The sequence below is a fragment of the Catellatospora sp. IY07-71 genome (genome assembly GCF_018326265.1).
GTDB lineage: Bacteria > Actinomycetota > Actinomycetes > Mycobacteriales > Micromonosporaceae > Catellatospora.
The window spans coordinates 6,870,333-6,896,611 of sequence record NZ_AP023360.1 but is presented as its reverse complement, the minus strand read 5'-3'; the positions used below and the strand labels follow the sequence as shown (position 1 = coordinate 6,896,611).

The 26,279-nt window shown below is 72.0% G+C and carries 29 protein-coding genes; 11 read left to right on the top strand and 18 right to left on the bottom strand.

What is annotated here, in order from left to right:
• Positions 1-81: 81 nt before the first annotated feature.
• The 6 genes from CS0771_RS30675 to CS0771_RS30650 all read left to right on the top strand — a co-directional run bounded on the left by CS0771_RS30675 (position 82) and on the right by CS0771_RS30650 (position 4,384).
• Entirely contained in the window at positions 82-357 is a 276-nt protein-coding gene (locus CS0771_RS30675; protein ID WP_212844244.1) for a hypothetical protein, read from the top strand.
• An 80-nt stretch (positions 358-437) separates the two neighbouring features.
• Positions 438-980, top strand: a complete 543-nt coding sequence (locus CS0771_RS30670; RefSeq protein ID WP_212844243.1) for a hypothetical protein — start codon at positions 438-440, stop codon at positions 978-980.
• A 154-nt stretch (positions 981-1,134) separates the two neighbouring features.
• A complete protein-coding gene (locus CS0771_RS30665) occupies positions 1,135-1,716 on the top strand; it encodes a hypothetical protein (protein WP_212844242.1) in 582 nt (193 codons plus the stop codon).
• A 146-nt stretch (positions 1,717-1,862) separates the two neighbouring features.
• Positions 1,863-2,405, top strand: coding sequence for an SMI1/KNR4 family protein (locus tag CS0771_RS30660; RefSeq protein WP_212844241.1), 543 nt, complete (start codon positions 1,863-1,865; stop codon positions 2,403-2,405).
• Positions 2,406-2,675: 270 nt separating this feature from the next.
• The gene (locus CS0771_RS30655) at positions 2,676-3,695 is read left to right on the top strand and encodes a fatty acid desaturase (protein WP_212844240.1); all 1,020 of its coding nucleotides are present in this window, start codon (positions 2,676-2,678) and stop codon (positions 3,693-3,695) included.
• Between the two features lie 179 nt (positions 3,696-3,874).
• Positions 3,875-4,384, top strand: a complete 510-nt coding sequence (locus CS0771_RS30650; RefSeq protein WP_212844239.1) for a hypothetical protein — start codon at positions 3,875-3,877, stop codon at positions 4,382-4,384.
• Between the two features lie 55 nt (positions 4,385-4,439).
• On the opposite strand, the gene CS0771_RS30645 is transcribed toward CS0771_RS30650, so the two are convergent.
• The 5 genes from CS0771_RS30645 to CS0771_RS30625 form a co-directional block, all read right to left on the bottom strand.
• Positions 4,440-5,348 (bottom strand): alpha/beta fold hydrolase, encoded by a 909-nt coding sequence (locus tag CS0771_RS30645; RefSeq protein ID WP_212844238.1) that lies wholly within the window; start codon positions 5,346-5,348, stop codon positions 4,440-4,442.
• A gap of 2 nt (positions 5,349-5,350) precedes the next feature.
• A complete protein-coding gene (locus tag CS0771_RS30640; protein WP_212844237.1) occupies positions 5,351-6,562 on the bottom strand; it encodes an acyl-CoA dehydrogenase family protein in 1,212 nt (403 codons plus the stop codon).
• Positions 6,563-6,565: 3 nt separating this feature from the next.
• Entirely contained in the window at positions 6,566-7,591 is a 1,026-nt protein-coding gene (locus CS0771_RS30635; RefSeq protein ID WP_212844236.1) for a phosphotransferase family protein, read from the bottom strand.
• Positions 7,592-7,742: 151 nt separating this feature from the next.
• The gene (locus tag CS0771_RS30630) at positions 7,743-8,738 is read right to left on the bottom strand and encodes an NADPH:quinone oxidoreductase family protein (RefSeq protein WP_244871129.1); all 996 of its coding nucleotides are present in this window, start codon (positions 8,736-8,738) and stop codon (positions 7,743-7,745) included.
• Complete coding sequence (locus CS0771_RS30625; protein ID WP_305835387.1) at positions 8,738-9,187, bottom strand: MaoC family dehydratase; 450 nt, start codon at positions 9,185-9,187, stop codon at positions 8,738-8,740. The genes CS0771_RS30630 and CS0771_RS30625 overlap by 1 nt, the downstream gene beginning before the upstream one ends.
• Positions 9,188-9,295: 108 nt before the next feature.
• Between CS0771_RS30625 and CS0771_RS30620 the strand changes: the two genes are divergently transcribed.
• Positions 9,296-9,928, top strand: a complete 633-nt coding sequence (locus CS0771_RS30620; RefSeq protein WP_212844235.1) for a TetR/AcrR family transcriptional regulator — start codon at positions 9,296-9,298, stop codon at positions 9,926-9,928.
• 4 nt (positions 9,929-9,932) lie between these two features.
• On the opposite strand, the gene CS0771_RS30615 is transcribed toward CS0771_RS30620, so the two are convergent.
• The 3 genes from CS0771_RS30615 to CS0771_RS30605 form a co-directional block, all read right to left on the bottom strand.
• The gene (locus CS0771_RS30615; RefSeq protein WP_212844234.1) at positions 9,933-10,937 is read right to left on the bottom strand and encodes an ArsR family transcriptional regulator; all 1,005 of its coding nucleotides are present in this window, start codon (positions 10,935-10,937) and stop codon (positions 9,933-9,935) included.
• A 120-nt stretch (positions 10,938-11,057) separates the two neighbouring features.
• Positions 11,058-11,480, bottom strand: coding sequence for a hypothetical protein (locus tag CS0771_RS30610; protein ID WP_212844233.1), 423 nt, complete (start codon positions 11,478-11,480; stop codon positions 11,058-11,060).
• 130 nt (positions 11,481-11,610) lie between these two features.
• Positions 11,611-12,363 (bottom strand): GntR family transcriptional regulator, encoded by a 753-nt coding sequence (locus tag CS0771_RS30605; RefSeq protein WP_212844232.1) that lies wholly within the window; start codon positions 12,361-12,363, stop codon positions 11,611-11,613.
• Positions 12,364-12,584: 221 nt separating this feature from the next.
• Here CS0771_RS30605 and CS0771_RS30600 point away from each other — a divergent pair, with 221 nt between their 5' ends.
• Both CS0771_RS30600 and CS0771_RS30595 read left to right on the top strand, forming a co-directional pair.
• Positions 12,585-12,836 (top strand): hypothetical protein, encoded by a 252-nt coding sequence (locus tag CS0771_RS30600; RefSeq protein WP_212844231.1) that lies wholly within the window; start codon positions 12,585-12,587, stop codon positions 12,834-12,836.
• A gap of 98 nt (positions 12,837-12,934) precedes the next feature.
• Positions 12,935-13,408, top strand: coding sequence for a hypothetical protein (locus CS0771_RS30595; RefSeq protein ID WP_212844230.1), 474 nt, complete (start codon positions 12,935-12,937; stop codon positions 13,406-13,408).
• Between the two features lie 57 nt (positions 13,409-13,465).
• Here the strand turns inward: CS0771_RS30595 and CS0771_RS30590 are convergent, their stop codons facing one another.
• The 3 genes from CS0771_RS30590 to CS0771_RS30580 form a co-directional block, all read right to left on the bottom strand.
• A complete protein-coding gene (locus tag CS0771_RS30590) occupies positions 13,466-14,506 on the bottom strand; it encodes an LLM class flavin-dependent oxidoreductase (RefSeq protein WP_212844229.1) in 1,041 nt (346 codons plus the stop codon).
• 87 nt (positions 14,507-14,593) lie between these two features.
• A complete protein-coding gene (locus CS0771_RS30585; RefSeq protein ID WP_212844228.1) occupies positions 14,594-14,806 on the bottom strand; it encodes a hypothetical protein in 213 nt (70 codons plus the stop codon).
• A gap of 24 nt (positions 14,807-14,830) precedes the next feature.
• On the bottom strand, positions 14,831-14,986 hold the full coding sequence (locus CS0771_RS30580) for a hypothetical protein (RefSeq protein ID WP_212844227.1): 156 nt from the start codon (positions 14,984-14,986) through the stop codon (positions 14,831-14,833).
• A 125-nt stretch (positions 14,987-15,111) separates the two neighbouring features.
• Here CS0771_RS30580 and CS0771_RS30575 point away from each other — a divergent pair, with 125 nt between their 5' ends.
• Positions 15,112-15,663, top strand: a complete 552-nt coding sequence (locus CS0771_RS30575; protein ID WP_212844226.1) for a Clp protease N-terminal domain-containing protein — start codon at positions 15,112-15,114, stop codon at positions 15,661-15,663.
• Between the two features lie 7 nt (positions 15,664-15,670).
• On the opposite strand, the gene CS0771_RS30570 is transcribed toward CS0771_RS30575, so the two are convergent.
• Complete coding sequence (locus CS0771_RS30570; RefSeq protein WP_212844225.1) at positions 15,671-16,267, bottom strand: TetR/AcrR family transcriptional regulator; 597 nt, start codon at positions 16,265-16,267, stop codon at positions 15,671-15,673.
• The gene (locus CS0771_RS30565; protein WP_212844224.1) at positions 16,254-18,071 is read right to left on the bottom strand and encodes an acyl-CoA dehydrogenase; all 1,818 of its coding nucleotides are present in this window, start codon (positions 18,069-18,071) and stop codon (positions 16,254-16,256) included. Before CS0771_RS30565 ends, CS0771_RS30570 begins: the two co-directional genes overlap by 14 nt.
• Positions 18,072-18,235: 164 nt before the next feature.
• On the opposite strand from CS0771_RS30565, the gene CS0771_RS30560 reads away from it, so the two are divergent.
• Entirely contained in the window at positions 18,236-19,006 is a 771-nt protein-coding gene (locus tag CS0771_RS30560) for an SDR family oxidoreductase (RefSeq protein WP_212844223.1), read from the top strand.
• Between the two features lie 72 nt (positions 19,007-19,078).
• Here the strand turns inward: CS0771_RS30560 and CS0771_RS30555 are convergent, their stop codons facing one another.
• The 5 genes from CS0771_RS30555 to gndA form a co-directional block, all read right to left on the bottom strand.
• On the bottom strand, positions 19,079-21,823 hold the full coding sequence (locus tag CS0771_RS30555; protein ID WP_212844222.1) for a glycoside hydrolase family 5 protein: 2,745 nt from the start codon (positions 21,821-21,823) through the stop codon (positions 19,079-19,081).
• 75 nt (positions 21,824-21,898) lie between these two features.
• The gene (locus CS0771_RS30550) at positions 21,899-22,417 is read right to left on the bottom strand and encodes a pyridoxamine 5'-phosphate oxidase family protein (protein ID WP_212844221.1); all 519 of its coding nucleotides are present in this window, start codon (positions 22,415-22,417) and stop codon (positions 21,899-21,901) included.
• A 41-nt stretch (positions 22,418-22,458) separates the two neighbouring features.
• Entirely contained in the window at positions 22,459-23,169 is a 711-nt protein-coding gene (locus CS0771_RS30545; protein WP_212844220.1) for a cyclopropane-fatty-acyl-phospholipid synthase family protein, read from the bottom strand.
• A 181-nt stretch (positions 23,170-23,350) separates the two neighbouring features.
• On the bottom strand, positions 23,351-24,646 hold the full coding sequence (locus CS0771_RS30540) for a hemolysin family protein (protein WP_212844219.1): 1,296 nt from the start codon (positions 24,644-24,646) through the stop codon (positions 23,351-23,353).
• Between the two features lie 136 nt (positions 24,647-24,782).
• A complete protein-coding gene (gene gndA, locus CS0771_RS30535) occupies positions 24,783-26,210 on the bottom strand; it encodes an NADP-dependent phosphogluconate dehydrogenase (RefSeq protein WP_212844218.1) in 1,428 nt (475 codons plus the stop codon).
• Between the last annotated feature and the right edge of the window lie 69 nt (positions 26,211-26,279).

Genomic DNA, 26,279 nt, shown 5'->3' with positions numbered 1-26,279 from the left:
GTTGACCGATAAGCGCATCCGAGCCCGGCTCGCGCTACCAAATGTGCGGTAGCGCCGGTTTTGCTCGCTATCTTGACCTTTGTGCGGGAACGCGAGGGCTTGTTGATCCGGATGGTGCTCCGTAGCGGTGAGCGGACGTACGTGCGTGTGACCTGGCTGCGTGCCCGGTCGGCGGCGCGGTCCCATACCCGGACCGGCCGCTCCTATCTCGCCGCTGTACGCGAGCTGCAGCTGGCCGCCGCCCGGTTGCGGGCCGCCGGGGCGTATCCCGGCGGCATGGACCAGGTCGCCGCGTTCCGCGCGGTCCGCTCGGCGTGGCTCGGCGTCCTGCTCACCCGCCATCGCCTGCAGCGGTGACCCTGCCCCGTCCGGCATGGCAAGGGTCGCGCGCCCGTCGCAGCCGGTAGGGTCGACGCAAGATCAGAACGGGGGCTCATGTGCTGGACGTGGCGACCGAGGCGGCGCCGGTGCCCGCGGACGGCGGCGCCGGGCGGCGCGGACCCCGCCGGCTGAGGATCGCGCTGGCCGTCAGCGCCGTGCTCCTGCTCGGATCGTGGTTCGCCCTGTCCCGCACCACCGAGCCGTACGACCCGCGCGCCTACCCGGGCAGCCAGACCCAGGACCTGCCCGGCACGCTCGAGCGATACCACCTGCAGCTGCCGGAGTGCGCCCAGCCGTCGGTGCGCTACTACCGGCACGCCCAGTGGGAGGCCGACTCGTTCTACCTGCACCTCATCGGCGACGCGTCCTGCGTGAACCTGTTCCTCCTGCTCAACGGCTTGTACGGCGACGCCGGCGTTCGGGCGGGCCTGCCGTTCGACCCGAGGACGGTCGCGGGCTTCGGCTGGCCGCAGGACCCCACCCTGCCGGTCCGCACCTTCGGCAACGTCATGGCACGGGCCACGCTCGTCGAGGTGGCGGCCGCCGTGCACCGCTCGGGCGAGCGGGACGAGCTGTACCTGCTCGCCGAGATCATCTGACCGCCGGCGAGCAGGTGCGCTGTCACGGCTGCAGCCACCGCGGGCTGGCGTACGCCACCCCGGGCCCTGGATGGGAGCGCGCCCATTGATCTACGCTCATCGCTGCGCGTTGCTGCCCGGCGGCGCGTGCCCCCACCGAGACCGAGGTTGACCCATGACCGAGACGACAGCGCCCGGCACGGCCGGTGCCGCGGACACCGCCCCGCCGCAGGAGGCCGCGCCCGACCCGCGGCTCGCCGCCCGCAACGCCGGAGCCAGGCGAAAAGGCCTCGGTGTGCTGACCGCCGTGCTCGCCGCCGCCCTCATCCTCCGCGGACCGCAGGACCTCGCCGGACTGCACTGGTCCGTCCAGACCGTGGTCGCGATCCTGCTGGCCGTGGCGTTCACGTTGCTGGTCCGTGCCCTGCTCGCCCCCGTCGGGCCGGCCGCCGGGCCGCCCGCCGGCGTGCGGGTCCAGGCCGCCGCCGGGCTCGCCGTGCTCGGCGTGGCCGTGCTCACCGGCTGGCTCGCCCCGGCGCCGTCGAACCTGATGCAGGTCACCTACGACCACGGCATCATCTGCGGGCAGGTGTCGCTGACGCCGGACGGCTACATCACCGTCGAGCCCGACCCCGGCCAGGCCGAGAACCGGATCACCGCCAAGGCCCGCACCCTGGTGCCGAAGGAATCCATCCACGGCATGACCGAGGTGCGGATCTGCGAGCCGCCCGCCGCGGTGCCCACCCCGGCGCCCTGAGTCGCTTCGTCCCGCCGTGGCGTTGCAAGATCGCTGTCCTGTGTCGAGACCTGGGCTCTGGCCACAGGTTTCGACACAGGGCCGCGATCATCATCTCGACGCGGGACCGCCGCGCGGGGTCCGCGAGGTGGGTGCTTGAATGCGCCATGCCGTTCTCCTCCACCCTCGCGGCGATCGACGGCTGGCTCGCCGAAAACGCGCCCCTCACCCATCGCGACCTGGCTCCGCCCGCGACCGGCGCGGACCTCGCCGCGGTGCGCGCGCACCTGGGCGCCGACCTGCTGCCGGACGTGGAGGCGCTGCTGCGCTGGCACAACGGGGCAGGCCGGTTCCGCCCGCCGCTCTGCCTGGCCCCGGGCTACGCCTTCCTGGGCACGGACGCCATGATCGCGCTCGCGCGGGCCCGCCTCGCCGCCGACCAGGACCGCCTGTGGCGCACCTGGAAGCGCCGGTGGCTGCCCGTCGCGGCCGACGGCAAGGGCAACTGCCTGGTCGTCGACCACTCCGAGGACGACGACCGGGCCGAGGTGACCGTGTCGTCCGGCGACGATCACGGCGGCCCGCCGAAGACCTGGCCGGACCTGGGCGACCTGCTGTCGAAGACGTACGAGGCGATGCGGTACGGCTCCCGCCTGATGAACCGCCGCCGGATCGTCACCGACGGCCGGCTGGACTGGGAGGACGCCTGACGTGCCGGTGCGGGTGGCGACCCGCCAATGTGGATTCAGCCGGGGGTCGGATCGCTTGACACATATGAGTGTCGTGAGACGATACAATCGATTCACCCTGATAGGACAGGGGTCGACCCCGGGGGCATCGGTGGTCGACACCGTATCCATCAGCAGCCAGGCGGGACGGGGCGATCCGGGATCCGGGTGACGATTGCTTCATGGGTGCCTCCGTACGCCGCCCTGGTGGGAAGGGATCGCGTGCAGGTTTCACCACGGGAGGGATCGACTGTGTCCAGAGCTGACCGCGCTGATCGACACCGGTTCTCGCCGGAGATCCTCGCCGAGGTTCAGGCCGCGTCGCGTCTGGACAACTGGCACGGGCCACTCGAGATCATCGAACACTGGGCGTGGATCGCGGCCTGGTGCGCGGCGGCGGTGCTCGCGTACGAGCACGCCGCGCTGTGGGCGGCGATCCCCGTCTACCTCGTCGCGGTGTTCTTCATCGGCGGGCGCCAGCGGGCGCTGGCCGGGGTGCTGCACATGGCCGTGCACCGTGCGTTCATGGCCCACCACCGCACCGGCAGCCTGCTCGGCGCGCTGCTCGGCGGCTACCCGGTGCTGCAGAGCTACACCGGCTACCGCGCCTCGCACCTCGGCGAGCACCACGGCCGGCTCGGCGACCCGGAACGCGACCCCGACTACCGGCAGTACCGGGACAACGGGCTGTGCGGCGAGAACCTCGGCCGGGCCGCGCTGCGGCGTTACCTGCGTACCGCGATCAGCCCGCGGGCGACCGCCTCGTACGTCCTCTACCTGCTGCGCCACCGGATCGTGGCGAGCGGTGAGCGCGGGGGAGAGCGCTGGCTGCGCGTCGCCCTGCTCGCCGCGGTGGTGGCGTGGGCGGTGCTCGGCGGCTGGTGGGCCTGGCTGCTGCTGCTCTGGTTCGTGCCCCTGGTCACCACGCAGGTGTGGATCGGCGCCGTCGCCGAGCTGATGGAGCACTTCCCGCTGATCGAGTCCGCGCCGCGCGTCGACATCTACATGTCCTGGAACCGCGTGTACGGCCTGGCCACCCGCTTCGTGCTCGGCGAGAAGGACGGCGAGGGCTTCCACCTGGTGCACCACCTGTTCCCGCGTACGCCGATGTGGCGGCTGCGGCAGGTCGACGCGATCCTGCGCCGTGACCCGGTGTACGCCGCGCTGCCCCGCCTGGAGGGCATGCTCGGGGGCATGAACAAGATCTACCGCTCGCTGCCCGACTCCGGCCGCAAGACGACGGCGGGCCCGGTGCCGGCCGCCGCCGCGTAGTCCTCAGTCGCGGCGCAGCAGGCGAGTCGCGGCGGCGGCCCACGTCAAGCTGGTTCCATCGAACTCCAGGAGCGGCGCGAGCGCGCCGGACGGTTCGCGTTACTCCCTTGCCGATGGCACCCCGGCGGGTGTCTTCTGTCGGTGATGGACGGATCGATCGCACCCGGACTGGAGGGACCATGCGGGAGGACAGCGACGAGCGGGTGCGTCCTGCGACGCCGGCCCTGCCGTACCGGCGGCTGGCCCGGCGGCGGCGCGCCCATGCGGCCTTCGCCTGGCTGGTCCTGCCTGTGCTGCTGCTCGCCATGACCGTCGAGGGCGCGCAGCACCTCCGGCCGTCCTGGCGCGCGCACCGGAACTCGGGCACGGCCGGGGTGTTCACCGTGACGCGCTGCGCCGGGGCCGACTGCTTCGGCGGCGGTGAGTGGGTGTCCGACGACGGCTCCCGCATGCTGCACGGGGTCCGCCTCTACGACGCGCCCGCGGGGGCGTACCAGGCCGGCAGCCGCATCCGCGCCCTGGACACCGGTCTGTCCTACGGCGTCTACACCGCGGGCGGCAGCGCCTATCTGGCCACCACGGCGGAACTGGCCGCCGGCATGTTCGGCCTGATCGGCTGCCTGGTGCTGCTGTTACGACGGGGCAGGGGCAGGCGCCGACGGCCTCTCCCGGTCCCTGATCAGCAGTGATCCAAATCGCCGAACTCGGACCTACGCTCACGTGGACGGGTGTGGTGCAGCTGCCTCAGGTCCCCAGGTGATGGCGTTCGGTGGGCGACCTGAGGCTCGACGCCGTCCAGCTCAGGAGATGTTCGGACAGCTCAAGGGGATGTTCGAGCTGCGGCACGTGGCCCGAGTCAAGCTCTACGTACGTCCAGTGCGGTAGCCGGGCGGCGGCGGCACGGGCCTGCGCGATGCCGACCAACCGGTCGTGCACGCCGTGCACGAGCAGGACGGGCATCGGCAGCGACTCCATCGCCCGCCAGTACGCGGTCGGCCGGGCCAGCAGCCGCAGCAGCGACCGGCTTGCCTCGAGGTAGGACGCCGCGCGGGCCGGGTGGTCGCGGGTCATCTCCTCATCGAGCGCGACGGCTGCCGCGATGACCTCCTCGGGCACCCGCGACCGGTCGGCGCAGGTCATGTCGAGGGTCTCCGCGACGCGCTGCCGGGCCGGCAGGGTCGCGATGCGCCGCCGCAGCACCCATCCGGCGAGGCCGGGGATCAGGTTCACGGCGAACCGCAGCCGCACCTGCGGGTCGATCTTCGCCCCGGGTGCCAGCGGAATGCTCGGATCCACCAGTGCCAAGCCCTTGACCAGCTCCGGCGCAGACGCGGCGGCCAACGTGGAGACCATGCCGCCCATCGAGTTGCCGACCAGCACAGCCGGCTCGCCGACCACCTCGGTCAGGTAGCGCCGCAGCAGCACGGCATTCGCGGACACCGTGGTGGGCCCGGCCTGCGCCCCGGTGCGGCCGAAACCGGCCAGGTCCAGGGCGCTGACCCGGGCGTACGGCGTCAGCAGCGGCGCGAGCCGCGTCCAGTTCAGGTGGGAGCCGCCCAGCCCGTGCACGAGCACCACGGGCGGGCCGTCCGGCGCGCCGCCGAAGTCGACGTGATGCACCCTGCCGCCGAGGTCGGCGTACGCGCTCTTCATGCTCAGCTCCCGTACTTGCGCAGCTCACGCTTGGCCAGCGAGGCCTTGTGCACCTCGTCCGGCCCGTCGGCCAGTCGCAGCGTACGCGCGGACGCCCACATGTGCGCCAGCGGGAAGTCCTGGCTGACGCCGCCCGCGCCGTGCAGCTGGATCGCCTTGTCGAGCACCCATCCCGCCATCTCCGGCACCACGATCTTGATGGCCTGGATCTCGGTGTGCGCACCCTTGTTGCCGACGGTGTCCATCAGCCACGCGGTCTTCAGCACCAGCAGCCGGGCCTGCTCGATGCGCACCCGCGCCTCGGCGATCCACTCGCCGACCACACCCTGGCTGGCCAGGGTACGCCCGAACGCGACGCGATCCTGCGCACGCCGGCACATCAGCTCCAGCGCCCGCTCCGCCATCCCGATCAGCCGCATGCAGTGGTGGATGCGCCCCGGCCCGAGCCGCGCCTGCGCGATGGCGAACCCCTCGCCCTCACCCGCGATCAGGTTCGTGACGGGCACCCGAACGTCGGTGAAGGTGATCTCGGCGTGGCCGCCGTGCCAGCCGTCGTCGTAGCCGAACACGTGCATGCCGCGGTGGATCTCCACGCCGGGCGTGTTCCGGGGCACCAGGATCTGGCTCTGCTGCCGGTGCCGCTCGGCGGACGGGTCGGTCTTGCCCATCACGATGAAGATCTCGCAGCGCGGGTTCATCGCCCCCGACGACCACCACTTGCGCCCGTTGATCACGTAGTGGTCGCCGTCGCGCTCGATCCGGGTGGTGATGTTGGTGGCGTCGGAGGAGGCGACCTCCGGCTCGGTCATGCAGAACGCCGACCGGATCTCGCCCGCCAGCAGCGGCTTGAGCCAGCGCTCCTGCTGCTCGGCGGTGCCGAACATGGAGAGCACCTCCATGTTGCCGGTGTCCGGGGCGGCACAGTTCATCGCCTCGGGCGCCAGGTGCCCGCTGCGCCCGCTGATCTCGGCCAGCGGCGCGTACTGCAGATTCGTGAGCCCCGCGCCGAGCGGATTGTTCGGCAGGAACAGGTTCCACAGGCCGCGCTTGCGGGCCTCGGTCTTCAGCTCCTCCATCACCGGCGGTGTGGTCCACGGCGCGATCTCGCGGAGCTGGTGCTCGGCGACCGCCTCAGCCGGATACACGTGCTGCTCCATGAAGTCGAGCAGCTCCGCACGCAGCTGCTCGGTGCGCTCGTCGTACGAGAAGTCCATGTCTCATGCCTCCTGGAGGATGCCGCGGCCGAGGGTGATCAGGCGCGGCACCATGGCGCCGACCCGGTCGAAGCCCTCGCCGACGGTCTGCCCGGCGAGATAGCGGTAGTGGATCCCTTCGAGGATCCCGACGAGCTTGAAGTGCGCGAACGCGACGTACCACGGCAGCTCGGACAGGTCCGTGCCGCGCCGGGCGGCGTACCGGGCCGACATCTGCGCGGCGGACGGGAAGATGCCCGGCGGCGGCGGCGTACCGAACAGGCCGTCCATCACCGGCTCGGTCCACATGCGCCAGTAGCAGAGGAACAGGCCCAGGTCGGCCAGCGGATCGCCGATGGTGGCCATCTCCCAGTCGAGCACCGCCCGGAGCTGGTCGCCCGGCCCGACGATGCAGTTGTCCAGCCGGTAGTCGCCGTGCAGGATCGACGCCTGCGCCGCCTGCGCGGGCATCCGCGCCGCCAGGTCGTCGTGCAGTTCCCGCAGACCGGGCAGCTCCCGGTTGTGCGAGTGCTGCAGCTGGGTGCTCCACCGGCGCAGCTGCCGGGCCAGGTAGCCCTCCGGCTTGCCGAAGTCGGCCAGCCCCACCGCGGCGGGGTCCACGGAGTGCAGGTCGGCCAGCACGTCCATCAGCGCCAGCGACAGCGAGGTCACCCGCTCCGCGCCCAGCGTCGCGGTCTGCTCGGCGGTCCGCCACACCGTCCCGTCCACGTGCTCCATCACGTAGAACGGCGCGCCGATCACCTCGGTGTCGTCGCACAGCGCGACCGTGCGCGGCACCGGCACCCGGGTGCCGCCCAGCGCGGAGATCACCCGGTACTCCCGGGACATGTCGTGGGCGGTGGACAGCACGTGGCCCAGCGGCGGGCGGCGCACCACCCAGCGCTGCGCGCCGTCGCCGACGCGGTAGGTCAGGTTGGACTTGCCGCCCGGGATCAGTTCCCCGCTCAGCTCACCCGCGACCAGCCCCGGCCGCGCCCGGTCCAGGAACGCCCGCAGCGCGGCCAGATCGAGGCCCTTCGGATCCGTCATGCCGTCACCTCGCCGTGCTCGGCTTCGCTCCTGGCGGCGTGGCCACCTGGCCTGTTCTCCGGTTCGGCCCACAACTTCTGGGATGTAGCTACATCCCAGAAGTTGTGGGCCGCCGACAGCACACCCTGCCCACAGCTCGACGCGCGCCCGTTCACGGCCGCACCACCAGGCGTCCGACGGTCTCGCCCGCGCCGAGCCGGGTCAGGCCCTCGGCGGCCTCGCCGAGGTCGAGCACGCCGCCGATCAGCGGCTGCACCACCCGCTCGGCGGCCAGCTCGCACAGCCGCCCGTGCGCCTCGGTGACCAGCGCCGGGTCGAGCTGCCGGTACAGGCCCCAGTGCACGCCGACGATCGAGTAGTTCTTGACCAGCGCGTGGTTGAGGCCGGGGCTCGGGACCGTGCCCCCGGCGAAGCCGACGACCAGGATGCGGCCCTCGAAGGCGACGCACTTGGCCGAGCCCGCGTACGCGTCGCCGCCCACCGGGTCGAAGATCACGTCCGCGCCGCGGCCGCCCGTCGCCGCCTTCACCGCTGCCACGAAGTCCTGCTCGCGGCGGTCGATGACCAGGTCAGCGCCGAGCTTCGCGGCCACCGCGGCCTTCTCCGCGCCGCCGGTCACCGCGATGACGTGCGCCCCCGCGGCCTTGCCCAGCTGGATCGCGGCGCTGCCGACCCCGCCCGCCGCCGCGTGCACCAGCAGCGTCTCGCCCGGCTGCAGATTCGCGCGGCGATGCAGCGAGAACCAGCCCGTCTGGTACGCGATGTGCATGGCGGCCGCGTGCACGTCGTCCAGCGCGGTCGGTGCCAGGAACGCGTCCGGCGCGTCGACCAGCGCGTACTCGGCCAGGCCGCCGTGCGGCAGCGAGGTCGTGCCGATGATCCGGTCGCCCTCGCCGAAGCCCTTCACGACCGCCCCGAACGACACGACGTCGCCGCACAGCTCGACTCCCGGCGTGAACGGCAGCGGCGGGCGCGCCTGGTACTGCCCCCGGCACAGCAGCACGTCGGGGAAGTTCAGCGCGGTCGCGCGGACGCGTACCAGCAGCTGGTCGGGGCCCGGCTCGGGAATCTCGACGTCGCCCAGGCGCATCACGTCGCGCGGCTCGCCGTGCGCGGTCGCCTGCCAAGCGCGCATCGTCGCGGCCATCAGACGTACATCCGGGAGACGGTCTCGGCGACGCAGACCGGCTTGTCGCCGCCCTCGCGCTCGATGGTCACCTGCGAGGTGAGCTGCACGCCGCCGGTCACGTCCTCGACCGAGAGCAGCTTGACCACGGCCCGCACCCGCGAGCCGACCGGCACCGGGGCGGGAAAGCGGACCTTGTTCGTGCCGTAGTTGACGCCCATGGTCACGCCCGGCACCCGCAGCGCGTCGCCGGCCAGCAGCGGAATCAGCGACAGGGTCAGGTAGCCGTGCGCGATGGTGGTGCCGAACGGGCCCTGCGCGGCGCGCGCCGGATCCGTGTGGATCCACTGCAGGTCGCCGGTGGCCTCGGCGAACATGTCGACGCGCTTCTGGTCTATCTCCAGCCAGTCGCTGGTGCTGACCACGGTCCCGGCGGCGGCGCGCACCTCGTCCAGGGAGGCGAAGCTCATGATCTGTTTCCTTCCGCGGTGAAGGCTGGCGAACTAAGTAAGCGCTTGCTTAGGATGCCGGTATGGAAGGGTGCTGTCAACGCTTCCCCGCGCCCCCTGGAGGCACACATGGACACCACCGCCGCCGACCTCGACGAGGTCGAGATGCTGGAGCGCGCGTGGCACGACGTCACCCCCGCGCCCGCCCGGCGGCTGCTCATCGCCGCCGTGCAGGCGTTCGGCGAGCGCGGGTATCACGCCACGACCACCCGTGACATCGCCAACCGGGTGGGGATGAGCCCGGCCGGGGTGTACGTGCACTACCGGTCCAAGGAGGAGCTGCTCTACCGGATCTGCCTGATCGGGCACCGGCACTCGCTGGTCGCGCTGCGCGCGGCGGCGGCGCGCAGCGGTGACCCGGTGACGCAGCTGCGCGACGTGATCGGGGAGTTCGCCGCCTGGCACGCGCTGTTCCACACACCGGCGCGGGTGATCTCGTACGAGCTGAACCACCTGGAGCCGGCCCACCTGACCGAGATCACCGCGCTGCGGCACGAGATGGACCTGGTGGTGCGCGCGACTCTGGAGCACGGGGTGCAGGAGGGCGTGTTCGACGTGCCCGACATCCCGGGGACCGGCCTGGCGCTGCTGTCGCTGACCGTGGACGTGGCCCGCTGGTATCGCACCTCCGGCCGCCGCGCGCCCGAGGACATCGGAGCGCTGTACGCCGACCTCGCCGTGCGTATGGTCCAGGCCCGCTGACGCCTCAGCCCGCGGTCCCGCTCGGGGCCTGGCCCTCCAGCATTGCGGTGCCGAGCGGCCGCAGCCGGTGCAGCATGGCGTTGCCGCGCCGGTCGCTGGCCACCAGCCCGGCGTTGCGCAGCACGCTGAGGTGCTCGCTGATGGTGCTCGGCGACTGGCTCAGCTGCGCGGCGATGGAGGTCGTCGAGCCGCCCGCCGCGCACAGCTCCAGGATCGCGGCGCGGCTGCGCCCGAGCAGCGCGGACAGCGCCTCGGTCTGCCGCGCGGCGAGCATCCCCGGAGACCGGTCGACCGGATACACCAGCACCGGCGGCAGCTGCGGGTCGATCAGCGTCAGCGGCCGGGAGCGGCGCTTGAAGAACGACGGCACGAGGACCATGCCGCGGCCCTCCAGGAACAGGTCGCGTTCGCCGGGGTAGTCGGTGATGGTCAGCACGCTGCCGTCGAACCGCACCGACGGGTGCAGCCCGTTCAGCATGGCGGCGACCCCGCCCGTCGCCATGCAGCGGGTGCGCATGTCGAGGTCCGCGCCGAACGACGCGGTGACGGCCGGCCACTGCGGGCGGATGACCGCCTCGAAGTAGTCGCGCATGCCGGTGACCAGCTGGCCCATGGCGTCGGCGCGCCCGGCGGCGAGGTCGCGGGCGGCGGTCATCAGGTTGCCGCGCTGCCGGGCGACGGTGCTCACCTCCTGGGTGAGCTGCCGGGTGGGGGTGCGGGCGACGACCTCGAGGCCGTCGTCGACGCCGGCGCCGGCGGGGCCGGGGGTGAGCAGGTCGGGGAAGTCGCCGTGGGCCCAGTTGAGATGGATGAACAGGTCCACGCTGTCGCGCAGCGGCAGTCCCTGCTGGAGGGTGCCCCGGGCGGTGCGGTGCCAGCCGGCCAGCAGCGGGTCCTCATTGCGCTTGGCCAGCATGTGGCAGCTCAGCGTGATCTCCCACAGGGGAGAGGGCTCGGCGAGGATGCGGACGGCGCTGACGTCGCGCTGTGTGAAGTGAATACGGAACATGCCTGTTCCACCCATCCCGCCTGTCCGGTGCCGAGTCGCCCTGGGCAGGCTGCTACGCGGAGCGGCGCCTCGTCAATAAGACTCCTCAAGCATTCATCAGGTTGTATGCCGTGACCGGCGTCACCGGTTCTGGACGGTGACCCGGTAGTTCAGCTCGACGAGCTCATGGGAGTAGACCGGGGTGTGGAACGTGACCTGCAGCCACTGGTGCTCGCCGCCGCGCGGGTCCGGCACCACCGCGACCCGCTCGTCACGGGCCCCGATGTGCACCGCGCTGACGTTGCCCGAGCTGCGGAAGTGCCGCACGCTCAGCTCGATGCCGAGCGCGTCCGGCGGCTGCGGGTAGGGCGCGCTGTCCGGCACGAAGAACGACACCTCCTGCAGGTCGGTGAGGCGGATCATGCCCCGGAACCCCGTGTTGTGGACGAGCACGACGTGTCCCGTGTAGACGGTGGTGTGCACCGTCGCCCCGGTCGCCGGATCGATCCCGTCGGCGAAGGTCCGCAACCCGGGCACCACGGCCCGCATCTCCAGCAGGTTCACACCCGGCACGCTAGGTCCCCGGCGCCGTCCGATCCATCGGCCGTGGGGTTGATCGCGAGTTCGTGTCGAAACCTGTGCTCAGACCTCATGTTCTGACACGAGACGCCGATCTTGCCTCCTGCGCGGGCGGCTACTCGACGGGCCAGCGGTAGCGGAGCTGGTAGCGGTCGGCGGCCATGACGATGTCGGCGGTCTCGACCGGACGGCCGGCGGCGTGGTACGTGCGCTGGACGACCATCATCAGGGCGCCGGCCGAGGGCAGGTGCAGGCGTTCGATCTCGTCGGGGTGCGCCGCGCGGGCGATGACCTCCTCGACGCACTCGTCGATGCGTACGCCGATCGCGTCCATGCGGGCCACGACGCCCACCGCGGCGCCGTCCTCGGGCAGCTCCACCGGGGTGCCCCGGGTGATGGCCAGCGGCTCGTAGCTCGTCGCGAGCTGGATCGGGCTGCCGTCGGCAAGGTAGCGGTAGCGGGTGCGCAGCACCGGGTCGCCGGGCTCGACGCCGAGCCGGGCCGCGATCGCGTCGGGGCAGCCGACCTCGGCCGATTCGTGCTCCCAGCCGGGCCGCTGCCCGGAGGAGGTGACGTCCCGCGCGAACGGCGAGGTAGAGCCGCCGCGGCGGCGCTGGTCCCGGCCCTGCGAGTCGCGGACGAGGCGGCGCACGCGGCGGACGTACACGCCGGAGCCGTGCCTGCCCTCGACGAGGCCCTCGGCCTTCAGTACGGCGATGGCGCGCTTGGTGACCGTGTTCGAGACCCCGAACCGGGTCATCAGCCGGCTCTCGCTGGGCAGCTTCGCGCCGGGTGCCAGCTCTCCCGCGACGATGCGGCCGCGCAGTTCGGCCGCGATCTGCAGGTACGCGGGCAGGTCGGCAGGCATGACGTGAAAGGTCCTTCCGTTCTCCGCCTACCAGTAGATCACTCATCAGGTTAGGGCACTAGGTTTGTTGCGCCGCAATAGTTGGTGCCCTAACTTTGAGTCGTGGTCGGACGGTCATCAGCGTCCTGAGCGACCGCACGGCCACTGGTCTGGATCGGACATGGCGGCCGCCGGTGCGGGTGTTCGTCAGCCGCCACGTCCTCACCCTGGGGAGGGCGCGTGTGCGGGCGAAACGATCGACCACCAGGCAGGCGGCCATGAACGGCAGCCCGGCTCGATGGAAAGTCTCCAGCGGCGAAGAGGTCTTCGTCGGCGACCACGTGGCGCTGGCCCGCCACCCCGACTCGGTGGGCCGCATCGTCGCCGCCGGTGACGCGGAGGACTCCATGGAGGTCCTGCTCACCTCCGGCCCCGAGACCGGCCGGGTGATCACCGTGCGGCCGGGCGACATCCTGCTGCGCCTGCGCCGGTGAGCAGCACCCTGACGCGACCATGACGACGGCATGACGGTCGATCCGCATGGTGTCACCAGCGCCGCAGAGGGCGGCGCGGGTAACCGAGGAGCGAAGTCATGAACCGATCGAAGGCGGCCGTGCGGGCGTTGGTGCTCGCCGCGGCCCTGGTGCTGCCGCTCGGACTGGCCCTGCCGGCCAGCGCCGCGACCAGCAGGGACGGCTGCACCGTCGACCCGGTCCGGCCGATCCACAACGGCACCTTCACCGGTGGCGGCGAGAAGTGGATCGACTACGACGTCGAGGTGGACTGCAGCGCCGGGCGCACCATCGAGCTGGAGATGCGGCGCTGGGAGGCCGACTCCGGGCTCAACGGCGCCGACGACCTGATCGGCACCAGCAGCACGACCCGGACGTTCAACACGACCTCCGGCTGGACGTGGACGATCACCGGTGTGCTGCCGGACAACGACGGCGGCATGGACCAGTGGTCGGAGATGTACCAGCAGGTGCGCTTCCGGGTGACCAGCAACGGCGTCCAGGGCTCCTGGACGGCCTGGGAGAGCAGCGGCATCCGCGACATCCACGTCTGACCCCCGCGCGGTCGGCCGAAGCTCCGTTCTTCAGGAACGGAGCTTCGGCCCGTGCGGTCAGCCCGCGGCGAGCAGCTCCCGTACGCGGGGCACGACCTGCTCGCCGTAGAAACGGATCGAGTTCATCAGCTTCTCGTGGGGCAGGGTGCCGGCGCTGTACTTCAGCTCGAACCGCTGCACGCCGAGGCTGCGCACCGTGTTCGCGATCTTCTGGGCGACGGTCTCCGGCGAGCCGACGTACAGCGAGCCCTGGTCGGCCTCGCCGTCGAAGCGGGACCGGTTGGTGGGCGGCCAGCCGCGCTCGCGCCCGATCCGGTCGATCATCGTCCGGTAGTGCGGCCACAGCTCCTCGCGGGCCTGCTCGTCGGTCTCGGCGATGTGCCCGGGGGAGTGCACGCCGACCGGCAGCGTCTCGGCCTTCAGCTCCGCCAGGGCGCGGTGGTAGAGGTCGACGTACGGCGCGAACCGTCCCGGCTGCCCGCCGATGATGGCCAGCATCAGCGGCATCCGGTACGCGGCGGCCCGGATCACCGACTCGGGACTGCCGCCGACACCGATCCAGGTCCGGATCCGGCCGGACTCCGTCTTCGGGTAGACGTGCTGGTCCGTGAGCTGCCCCGGCCGCAACTGCCCCTGCCAGGTGACGGGTCCCTCCTCCAGCAGCTGGGCGAGCAGGTCGAGCTTCTCCTCGAACAGCTCGTTGTACTGGCCGAGGTCGTACCCGAACAGCGGGAACGACTCGGTGAACGAGCCCCGGCCGAGGATGATCTCGGCCCGGCCGCGGGACACGGCGTCCAGGGTGGCGAAGCGTTCGAAGACGCGCACCGGGTCGTCGGAGCTGAGCACGGTCACCGCGGTGCTGAGCTTGATCCGCTCGGTGCGCGACGCGATGGCGGCCAGCACGATCTCCGGCGCGGTGACGGCGAAGTCCTGCCGGTGGTGCTCGCCGATGCCGAACGCGTCGACGCCGAGGCTGTCGGCGAGCACAGCCTCCTCCACCACATTGCGGATGACCTGCGCGTACGAGACCTTGTCGCCGTCGCTGCCGACGGTGACGTCGCCGAACGTGTCGAGCGCGAACTCCAGTGGTGCGGACATCCCTGCCTCTTCCTCGTTGATCGTCGACAGCGTGAACCGGGCCGCCCGGCGCGGTATTCCGGCACGCGACCCGGGTCACCTCAGCGGTCACCGCCGCAGTCTGGCGTACCGCTCGCCCGCCGCGTGCCACCAGGCAGGGGGTGACGGGCCGACGATGCGGGAGGTGGGCTGTTCGGGGTGCAGCCCGAGCGGGCGGAGCAGCTCGCCGGGCACGCACACCCGCAGCGCACCGTGGGGCCGACCGTGTTCGTCACGGCCGCATATCAGGTCCACCCGGAGCTGGTGATCGCCGAAGGGCATCCAGTCGATGCCGCGCTCCCGCAGTCAGGCCAGCACGGCCTCAACCGGACGCGGACAGCCGGTCACGTTGTCGTACACGGCGAGAGTGATCCACTCGATGTCGGGCAGCGGCACGCCGTGAGTGCCGGGCCGGGCGGGCCGCCGCCGGGGGCGCGCAGCCGGGTTCTCGGGGGACGTCATGGCGGCATGTTCCCATCGCGACCTGACCGGACGCCATCGAGAAACCGTTGATCCACCGGACGGTGGAGATCGAGGCGGCGGTTCGGCCATGGCGAGCGCGATGCGGACGTGGCACGGTGCCGGGCATGATCTCCGGAGCCGAAGGAACGGGCGCCGTCGCGCTGCGCAGGAGCGGGCCCGGCCTGGCCGTGCCCCGGCTCAGCCCCGGTGCGCGCGTCGCCTGCCTGGTGGGCATGATGCAGGCCGGCGCGTACGGCCGTTCCGCCACCCGCACCGAGCACCTGCTGCTCGGCCTGGCCGGCTGCCCGGAGACGACCAGCGCGCGGGCGCTCGCCTCGCTCGGGCTGACGGTCGAGGTGCTGGACGCCGAGGTGCGGCGCGCGTGCGGCCGGGGCTGGCTCATCCGGCGGGTGGCGATGCAGCTGGACCCGGCGGTGCGGGCGCTCGTGGGAGTGCTGGCGAGGCAGGCGCCCGCCGACGGCGACCGTCTCATCCGGTCCGGTGACCTGCTGCTGGCCCTGGCCGAGCACGGCACCGCAGGCGGCCGCCGGGTGCTCGACGGGCTGGGCGTCGGCGCCGCGGACGTGCGCCGGGTCCTGGCGGAGACGCCGCTCGCCGAAGGGGGTCACGTGGAGACCCACATCCGCCTCGTCGACGGCCGGTGTGTGCACGGCTGACGGCGGGTCAGCGGCGCAGCCCGGTGAGGACCAGGTCGGCGAGTTCCTTGGCGATCGCCGCGGCGGCCTTGGGCCCGTCGGGGCGGTACCAGGTGTGCAGGGAGTTGGTCACCCCGAAGATGGACCAGGAGACGATCTCCGGGGAGGCGACGGCGGCGAAGACCCCGGCCTCCTGCGCGTCCCGGATCAGGCCGCGCACCGTCTCCTGGTAGCGGCGCCAGTCGGCCTGTAGGCGCTGCGTGCGCTCGCTGTCCATGGCGGCCAGCTCGCGGGAGACGGCCGCCGACTCCTTGATCATGGCCGCGGTGCCGACCACGATGTCGTCGATGATCGCGCGCAGCGTCCACTCCGGATCGCGGCCCTGCCCGATGATGCGGTCCAGCGCGGCCAGCCGTTCGCCGAAGACCGCCCGGTACATCTCGATGAGCAGGTCCTCCTTGGCGCCGAAGTAGTGGTAGAGGCCGCCCTTGGTGACGCCGGCGCGGTCGACGACCTGCTGCACCGACGTCGCGGCATACCCCTGCTCGGCGAACAGCTCGGTGGCGGCGGCCAGGACGCGCTCGCGCACCCCGGCCGCCCCCGCGACCGTCCTAGAACGCCCCATCGGGGATCTCCATCAGGGCGTTGTCGGTCTGCTGCAGCACCCGTCGCCGGGCGGTCAGCTCCGGCAGCACGGTACGCGCGAAGAACCGCGCCACGGCGAGCTTGCCCTGGTAGAAGCCGGTGTCGTCGGCGGAGGGCGACCCGGCCAGCGCGTCGAGGGCCACCGCCGCCTGGCGGGTCAGCAGCCAGCCGATGAGCAGGTCGCCGACGCTCATCAGCAGCCGGGTCGAGTTCTGCCCGATCTTGTAGACCTCGCTCGGGTCGCCGCCGGAGTCCTTCAGCCAGCCGAGCATCGTGTCGACCATGTCGCGCACGTCGTCGATGCCCTCGCGCAGCGACTCGCACTCCAGCTTCAGGTCGGCGTTCGATTCGGTGGCGTCGCAGAAGTCGGTCATCTCGCCGAGCAGCAGGTCCAGCGCCACCCGGCGGTCCCGGGCGATCTTGCGGAAGAAGAAGTCCAGGCCCTGGATCGCGGTGGTGCCCTCGTACAGGGTGTCGATCTTCGTGTCCCGGATGTACTGCTCCATCGGGTAGTCCTGCAGGTAGCCCGAGCCGCCGAGGGTCTGCAGGGACAGTGCCAGCATCTCGTAGGAGCGCTCCGAGCCGACGCCCTTCACGATCGGCAGCAGCAGGTCGTTGACGTTGGAGCCCTGGGCGTGGTCGCGGTCCAGCCAGCCGGCGGTGTAGAGGTAGACGGCGCGCAGGCCCTCGGCGTACGACTTCTGCAGCATCAGGATGCGGCGCACGTCGGGGTGGCGGTCGATGGTGACGCGCGGCGCGGTCTTGTCGGCGGCCTGGGTCAGGTCCGGGCCCTGCACCCGCTGGCGGGCGTAGTCGAGCGCGTTGAGGTAGCCCGTCGACAGCGTCGCGATGGCCTTCACGCCGACCTGCATGCGCGCCGACTCGATCACCTTGAACATCTGCGCGATGCCGTCGTGCACCTCGCCGACCAGCCAGCCCACCGCCGGGGCACCGTGCTGGCCGAAGGTCAGCTCGCAGGTGCTGGAGACCTTGAGGCCCATCTTCTTCTCGACGTTGGTGGCGTAGACGCCGTTGCGCTCGCCCAGCTCGCCGGTGGTGTGGTCGAAGTGGAACTTCGGCACCAGGAACATGGACAGACCCTTGGTGCCCGGCCCGCCCGCACCGGGCGTGTCCACCGGCCGGGCCAGCACGAAGTGCATGATGTTCTCGCTCAGGTCGTGCTCGCCCGAGGTGATGAACCGCTTGACGCCCTCGATGTGCCAGGAGCCGTCGGCCTGCGGCAGCGCCCGGGTGCGGCCCGCGCCGACGTCGGAGCCGGCGTCCGGCTCGGTCAGCACCATGGTCGCACCCCACCGGCGGTCGATCATGATCTCGGCGATGCGCTGCTGCTCCGGGGTGCCCATGCGGTGCAGCAGGCCGCCGAAGCCGGGGCCGCCGCCGTACATGTACACCGGCGCCTGCGCGCCCTGCACCAGCTCGATCAGCGCCCACCACAGCGCGCGCGGGGCGACCACGCCGCCCGCCTCGGCGGGCATGTCCAGCCGCCACCACTCGGCGTCCATCCACGCCTGGTACGACCGGCAGAAGCCCTCGGGCATGGCCACCGAGAACGTACGCGGGTCGTAGACGGGCGGAGTCCGGTCGGCCTCGGCGTACGACGCGGCGATCGGCCCGACCGACAGCCGCTCGACCTCGGCGAGCATGTGCTCGACGGTCTCGGTGTCGAGGTCGGCGAAGCGCCCGGCGCCCAGCTGCTCGCCGAGGCCGAACACCTCGAACAGGTTGAATCGCAGGTCGCGCAGGTTGCTCCGGTAGTGGCTCATGGCCGCCCTTTCGTCGTCTCCGAGGTGCCCCATGACACTGCGCGGCGCCTCACCCTGTCAATACCGACCGGTTGGTATGTTGTCTTTCACCAACCCTACCGACCGGTCGGTCGGATCGCTAATGTGTGCACAGCCACTGCATGAACGATTCCTAAGGGGCAACTGTGCGCACAGGTCTGGAAGGTCGTACCGCGCTGGTCACCGGCGCCTCCCGGGGCATCGGCCTGGCCACCGCGGCCGCGCTGGCCGCCGAGGGCTGCAACGTCGTGCTCACCTCCCGGCGGCAGGAGGCGCTGGACGCGGTCGCCGAGGAGCTGCGCCAGGCGTACCCGAAGGCGGGCTTCCTCGCCAAGGCCGCGCACGTGGGGGAGAAGGACCAGGCCGAAGCCTGCGTCGCCGCCGCCGTCGCCGAGTTCGGCTCGGTCGACGTGCTGGTCAACAACGCCGGCACCAATCCGTACTTCGGGCCCATGGTCGATCTCGACGTGTCCCGCGCCGAGAAGACCGTGCAGGTCAACCAGCTGTCCATCGTGCTGTGGACGCAGGCGGTGTGGCACGCCTCGATGGCCGCGCACGGCGGCGCCGTCGTGAACATCGCCTCGGTCGGCGGTCTGGCCACCGAGCCCGGCATCGGCTACTACAACGCGACCAAGGCCGCGGTCATCCACCTCACCCGGCAGTTCGCCGCCGAGCTGGCCCCTAAGGTGCGGGTCAACGGCATCGCGCCGGGCATCGTGCGGACCAAGCTCGCCCAGGCGCTGTGGGAGAACAACGAGGAGCTGATCAACCAGCACACGCCGCTGGGCCGCATCGGCGAGCCCGTCGACATCGCCAACGCGGTGGTGTTCCTGGTCGGACAGCAGTCCTCCTGGATGACCGGGCAGACGCTCGTCGTGGACGGCGGCTCGCTGATCCGCCACTCGTTCCTCGCCTGACGCACCGTCTTCATGAACGAAGCTCCCGCGATGCTGTTCCGGCAGCAGGGCGGGAGCTTCGTTCATGCCGTACTACCGGGTGACCGCCACCGTGTAGGTGCCGCGCGCGCAGCCGGTGACCTGCCAGCCGCCGGGCACCCGCAGCGTTGCCGCGTCACTGACGTTCTCGGTCTTGAGCACGGGCTGCGCGTCGCCGGGCACCCAGATGTCGAGGCGGCAGCTCGCTCCGTCGGCGGCGGCCGTCGCGCCGAACGTCAGGCCTCCGTCGGCGGCGGCCAGCGTGTCCAGGCGGCCGGGGAACGCCTTTGGATACGCCCTGGTCAGCGGCCTGGCGAAGCCGTCCGGCGGGGCGATGGGGGCGCCGGTGACGCAGTCGACCTTGGCGAGATTGCCGGAGGTCTTCGCATCGGGGCCGGTCTCCGGCGAGCCGCAGCCCTGCTTCCACACCCAGAACGCGCCGCCCAGGCCGCGCCGGTCCTGCGCCGCGCCGAACCGGGCCACCTTCGCGCCGTCCACCGCCGGGTCGCCGAACCAGCCCCACTCGCCGGGCCAGAGCGCCGCGCCGTACGCCGCCGCCGCGCGCGACGACACCGTCAGGTTGCGCTCGATCGTGGCGATGGTCAGGCCGAACCCCTGGTCCATCGAGATCGACTCGCTGTACGGGTGCGGTGCGAAGACCAGCAGCCGGTCGTCGGTGAAGCCGGGCGGCGGCGTGACGTCGAAGGCGAGCCCGGACCAGAGCACACTCGGCTCGAAGAAGACCAGGTGCGGGAAGCCCTGCCCGGCCCGCTCGGCGGCGCGGATCGCGGTGATGGCCGCGTCGTAGTACCGGCCCAGCAGCAGCCCGGAGCTGATCGGCGGGTTCGCGCCGATGCCGGGTTCGTTGAGCAGGTCGTATCCAGCGACCGCGGGCTCGTTCGCGAACGCCTGCGCGACGAACGCCCAGGCGCGGACCAGCTCGGTCTGGATCCCGTCCCGGTCGGTGTAGAAGCTGGTGTACGCCGTCGCCACCGCCGGGGCCAGGTCGCGTGCCAGGAACTGGCAGTGCAGCGTCCCGTCGGTGATCGTCGCCCAGGCCGGCGCGCCGTCCCAGCCCGTGGTGGGGGTGGTGCCCCCGCCGCACTGCTCATCCGGCCGGGCCAGGGCGTTGCCCCAGGCGTCCTGGTGCATGTCCAGCACGACGTAGACGCCGTGCGCCTTGGCCGACGCGACCGCCGCCCGGATCTGTCCCAGGTAGCCCTGGTCGAACTCGCCACGCCGCGGCTCCAGCCGCGACCAGGACATGCCGAGGCGTACGACGTTGAAGCCCAGCGCGGAGATGTCGGCGAAGTCGGCGTCGGTCAGCGGCGCGGTCGCCGGGATCGCGGGATCGCGCAGGTGGTAGTCGATCAGCTGGTTCACGTTGACACCGCGCAGGATCACCTGGCGGCCGGTCACGTCCCCGATGACCGGCAGCGTGCCCTCGCCCGAGGCGGGCAGCAGGTGCAGCCGCTCCAGCCCGCCGGACGCGGGCACCGGCGTCACCGGCTGTGGGCCGGGCACGCCCGGGGACGCGACCAGCAGCGGCAGCGCCACCAGGACCGCGACGGCGGGCACGGCGGCCACCCGCAGCCGCGGGAACCGGCCTGCCGCGACGAGCGCCGCGCGCCACCGCCACGCCGCGGCCGCGCCGAGCGCGCCGATGAGGCCGGTGGTGACGCCGTACCCGATACCGGTCGCGACACTCAGCAGGGTGGTGGCGATCCACCAGCTGTCCGGGCCGCCGTCGGACGGCCGGGGGGCCAGCGCGGCGGTCACCGCGCCGAGCACGCCGAGGCCGAGCCCCGCCACGGTCGCGGCCAGCCAGACCGTCACGGCGACGGCCGGCAGCGTGCTGTGGGCCGGCCGCCGTCGCAGCGCCTGCAAGGTCATGCCGAAGATCCCGAGGAACACGGCCGTACCGCAGACGAACCCGACCACTCCGGCGGCGGCGGTCGGTGCGAGCAGCGGACCGGCGAACGCGTAACCGACCGGCCCGCCCCGCCACCACCGCTCCCCGAACACGGCCGCCACGACCGTCACCAGGACGAACATGCCCACCACGGCAAGCCCGATCCCGCTCCCGACCACCGCCTGTCGCCCGCCCCCGGTCTCCGGCAGCCCGGCCGCCACGTCGGCGGGCGCCGTGTCATCGAGCGCCGTGTCATCGAGCGCCGTGTCATCGACCGCTTTCGGGGAAACTGCACGAATCCCGGCCTGCTCACCTGCAGTTTCCCCGAAGTTGGCCGTTGCAGTGGCCGTGGTCGTGGGGGGCGGGCTGAGGCGGAAGGCTAGTGCGGCGGGGGCGGCGACCAGGGGGCCGACCAGGAGGAACTTGATCGCGGCGAAACCGCTGACGGCGAAGGCGAAGCGCAGCGCCGCACCGGCGGTCAGGTGCGGGCCGACCAGGGGTGCCGCGGTGACCAGCCCGGTCGCGGCGGTCGCCAGTGCCCCCGCGCCGAGAACCGTGGCCCAGGTGACGAGGAAGACCCACCACGCCGAGCGCCGGGGCCGGTCACCCGCGAGCAGCAGCAGCGGTAGGGCCGTGGCGGCGAGCAGCACCGGCAGCCCGACGAGCAGCGGCGCCCACTGGTAGGCGCCGCCAGTGTCCAGCAGTGGCAGGCCGCGCCCGCCGACCGGGGCCAGCAGGCCGGACGGGTCCCAGGCGGCGCTGGCCGCGACGACGAGCACGAGCACGATGATCGCGGCGGCGGCGGCGCGGGCGGCGGGACGCCGCAGCCATGACGCGGGGGCCGGTGAGGTGAGTTCCGTCATAATGAACGCGAAGATTAGTCGCATCCGGCACCCCGCTCGCCCCCGGATCGGCCGGTCGCACCGCACCGAACGGCTGATCAAGAAGCGGGCCGCTCACGCTCACTCGGGCAGGAGCTTGGCCACGTCGGGTGCGTACACGGTCATCCAGTGCGGATGCAGCCGGTAGTAGACGACCTCGCGCTCCCAGTCGAAGGCGTCGGCGCCGTAGCAGTCTTTGAAGTACGCCAGCAGTTCCGGCCAGTCTGCGGCGGGTGCGCCGTCCTCCGGGTTGAGGATCTCGACCGTGCCGTGGGTGAACACGCCCAGGTCCTCGCCTCTCATGTGTGCCGCGCTGGCGGCCGGGCGCGCGGCCAGATGCCGGGCCTTGGCGGCGGTGCGCGCCGTGCCGAAGTGCCACCGCCCGTGCAGGAAGTGCCCGTCCACGCCGCTGATCCGCGGCTCGCCCTTCGCGGTCACGGTGGACAGGGCGAGCGTGCACATGCCGGTCAGGATCCGGGTCAGCTGCACCGCGTCGATCGTACGTGCGGTGAAGATCGATTGCAGGTGGGCCGTGGAGCGGGACAGCGAGGCGTCGAGCAGGGCCTGGAGTTCGTCGAGTTCGGATGCCGTTTCACGCATCGGCCCACCGTAACCAGCCGCCGGCCGGAAACCCGGCAGGCTCAGGCCGGGGTGAGGATCAGCCAGGCGAACCCGACCGTGCCGCGGTAGCCGCCGAGATACTCGTCGCGTCGCTGGTCGGCGAACGCGCGGGCCTCCGGGGTGCCGAGCCGCTCGATGCCGGCACGCCAGTCGGACTCGAAGTCGTCCCACTCGCCGATCGTGGACACCGCGACGTGCAGCGGGCGGAATCCGGCCGCGACGCACAGCCGCGCCAATCCGAGGAGGTCGGGCAGGTCGCCGAAGATCTCCCGGATCGCGGTGGCCGGGTCGGTCTCGTAGCAGCCTTCGCCGAACAGCAGGAGGCCGCCGGGTGCGGTCAGCCGGTGCAGCACGGTCAGGGCCTGCTCGGCGCCGCCCCAGATGTGGCTCGCGCCGACGTTGAGCACCAGCTCAGCCGGGGTGTCCCAGGTGGTCGCGTCGGCGGTGTGGAAGGTGACCCGGTCGGCCAGTCCGAGCACCCGGGCGCGTTCGTCCGCGTGGGGCTTGTCCTGCGGCTCCCGTTCGACGCCGTCGCCGCTGATGCCGTACGCGTCGCAAAGGCGCATCAGCAGCTCGCCGTTGCCGCAGCCGAGGTCGAGAGCACGCCAGCCGGGGCCGGCCGGGGCCAGCCGCCGGATCAGGTCGGCGGCGCGCAGCTCGCCGAGCGGAGCGTTGAAGGTGAGCCCGGCGGCTGCCGCCGCGAAGAACGGCTTGAGGTCCTGGTCGGTCACCCGTTCACGTTACCCGCGGACGCCGCGACGCCGGATCTTGGTCCCGCGCCGCCGCGCCGGCACGGGACCAGGATCAGGAAGTCAGCAGGGCAGGCGGCCGTTGCGGGGGCGCAGGCGAGGACGGGTCCCACAGACGACCCCAGCAGCGATCTTGCCCCGGCGGCACGGGCCGCGGTGGCGGTCAGGCGGTCCGGTCGGTGTGCCGGTCGCGGTCGCGGACCAGGCGCAGGCGGATCTTGGTGATGCTGCGCTCGGCGACCTCGACCACCTCGGCGGTGAAGCCGGGCGCCTTCACGACGTCGCCGGGCTCGGTCGGGATGCGGCCCAGCCGGTCCAGCACCAGGCCCGCGACGGTGGTGTAGTCCACCTCGCCCAGCCGGTCCACGTCGATGCCGAGATCGGGCAGGTCGTGCAGCGGGAACGAGCCGGGCAGCAGGAACACGTCGTCGTCCTCGCGGACCACCGCGACGATGTCCCGGTCGGTCTCGTCGTAGATCTCGCCGACGACCTCCTCCACCAGGTCTTCCATGGTGAGGATGCCGTCGATCGAGCCGTGCTCGTCCACCACCAGGGCGAACTGCTCGCGCTGCGAGCGCAGCTGGCGCATGGCGTCCGACACCGACAGCGTCTCCGGCAGGAAGATCGCGGGCCGGGCGCGCTCGCCGACCTCGCCCTCGGCGTCGAGCAGGTCGCGCAGGTGCACCACGCCGACGACCGTGTCCAGGTCGCCGTCGCGGACCACGGGGGCCCGGCTGTGGCCGGAGTTCGCCAGCTCGCGCAGGCCCTCCTCGACGGTCAGGTCGGCGGCCAGGGCGAACACCTCGCGCCGCGGGATGAGGATCTCCCGGATGTCCCGTTCGGTGATCTCGAACGCACCGGAGATGATCTCGCGTTGCTGGGCGCTGAAGCCGCGCTGCGCGACGACCAGGTCGCGGATCTCCTCGGCGGAGATCTCCTCGCGCCCGGCCCGCGGGTCGACGCCGGCGATCCGCACGATCACGTCGGTGGCCTTGCCGAGCAGCCAGACGATGGGCCGCGACGCGGTGGCCATCCAGTCCAGCGGCCGGGCCGCGAGCAGCGCCCAGCCCTCGGCGCGCTGCATGGCGATGCGCTTGGGGGCCAGTTCGCCCAGCACCAGGGTCAGGAACGTCAGGACCAGGGTCACCAGGACGATGGCGACGACCTCGGCGGCGGAGCCGAGGAACGCGAGTGCGGGCACGAGCGGCTGGGCCAGCGAGGTGGCGGCGAAGGCCGAGGCCAGGAAGCCGGCCAGGGTGATGCCGATCTGGATGGTGGCCAGGAACCGGTTCGGGTCCCGGGACAGGCGGGCGAGCACCCGGCCGCCGGAGGAGGAGCGCTCGAGCCGCTGGATCTGCGACTCGCGGAGCGAGATGAGTGCCATCTCGCTGCCCGACAGGGCTCCGTTGATCAACATCAGGACAAGCACCAGCAGGATCTGGGTGCCGTAGCCGCCCACAGGCGTTCACTCCTCGGAGCTCAAAGTTGAATCAACACCGTATCGGGGTCGTCCTGCCCGCATCGCACGGGGCGGCAAGCACAAAGCTCCGTTCACGCAGCAAAGCGGCATGAACGGAGCTTTGTTCGCAAAGACGTCAGGACTCCTGGCGCTCGGTCTTGTCGCCCGACCACAGGGTGTGGAACACGCCGTCGGCGTCGACCCGCTTGTAGGTGTGCGCCCCGAACAGGTCGCGCAGGCCCTGGGTCAGCGCGGCGGGCAGGCGCTCGCGGCGCAGGCCGTCGTAGTACGCCAGGGAGGACGAGAACACCGGGGCGGGGATGCCCAGCTGCGCGGCGGTGGCCACGACCCGGCGCCAGGCCGGCACGGCCGCCCCGATCGCCTCGGTGAACGCCGGCGCGAACAGCAGGTTGGCGGGCGGGTTGTCGCTCCGGTACGCCTCGGTGATGTCGCGCAGCAGCGAGGCCCGGATGATGCAGCCGGCCCGCCACAGCGACGCGATCGCGGCCAGGTCCAGCTCCCAGCCGTACTCCTTGGCCGCCGCGACCAGCATGTCCAGGCCCTGGGCGTAGCTGACCAGCTTCGACGCGTACAGCGCCTGGCGCACGTCCTCGACGAAGGTGTCCGGCAGGTCCAGCTTCACCTCGTGCCCGGGCAGCAGGCTCTGCGCCACGGGACGCTGCGCGGCCTGCGACGACAGGGCGCGGGCGAACACCGACTCGGCGATGCCGGTGACCGGCGAGCCCAGCTCCAGCGCCGCGATGACGGTCCAGCCGCCGGTGCCCTTCATGCCCGCGGCGTCGACCACGACGTCCACGAACGGCTTGCCGGTCTTGGCGTCGACGTGCCCGAGCACCTCGGCGGTGATCTCGATCAGGAAGGACGACAGGTCGCCCTTGTTCCACTCGGCGAAGATCTTCGACTGCTCGGCCGGCTCGATGCCCGCGCCTGCGCGCAGCAGGTCGAACGCCTCGCCGATGACCTGCATGTCGGCGTACTCGATGCCGTTGTGGACCATCTTCACGAAGTGGCCGGCGCCGTCGGTGCCGATCCAGGAGCAGCACGGCTCGCCGTCGACGTGGGCGGAGATCTTCTCAAGCATGGGCCCGAGCGACTCGTACGACTTCTTCGACCCGCCCGGCATGATCGACGGGCCCTTGAGCGCGCCCTCCTCGCCACCGGACACGCCCACGCCGACGAAGTGCAGGCCCTTCTCGGCCAGCGCGGCCTCGCGGCGGCGGGTGTCGGTGTAGTGGGAGTTGCCCGCGTCGATGATGATGTCGTCGGCGTCGAGCAGCGGCACCAGGTCGTCGATCACGTCGTCGACCGGCTTGCCGGCCTTGACCATGATCAGGACGCGGCGCGGCTTCTCCAGCGCGCCGACCAGCTCCTGCAGCGTCTCCGCCGGGACGAAGTCGCCCTCGTGGCCGTGCTCGGCGATCAGCGCGTCGGTGCGGGCGCGGCTGCGGTTGTGCACCGCGACGGTGTAGCCGTTGCGGGCCAGGTTGCGGGCGAGGTTCGCGCCCATCACCGCCAGCCCCGTGACACCGATCTGTGCTGCCATGATGTGACTCCTGGTCGTGAAAGCCCGATGTGAAACGGCCGCGCCGCTGCGTCCCTTGTCACTCATACC